Here is a 211-nt window from a genome sequence, read left to right on the forward strand (position 1 = left end):
CCCCTCGACCAGCGCGGTGCAGGGCACCACGTCGAAGCCGCAGCGGCTCGACAGCTCGTAGGCGGCGACCTCGCGCAGCGCGAGGGTGCGGTCGGGGAAGTCCCACAGCGGACGCTCCCCGGCGATCGGCTTGTAGACCGCCAGCAGGTCGCCGTCGGCGCGGCAGAGCCGGGACAGGAAGGTGCCGTTGGAGGCCGTGGGGAGCCGTCCC

The 211-nt window shown here is 74.4% G+C and carries 1 pseudogene; it reads right to left on the reverse strand.

The annotated features are described in order from the left end of the window. Positions 1-211, reverse strand: a pseudogene (locus L0U85_RS20290) (phosphatidylinositol kinase); the annotation flags it as partial.

The sequence above is a fragment of the Glycomyces sp. L485 genome (assembly GCF_022548875.1).
Classification (GTDB): Bacteria; Actinomycetota; Actinomycetes; order Mycobacteriales; family Micromonosporaceae; genus Glycomyces.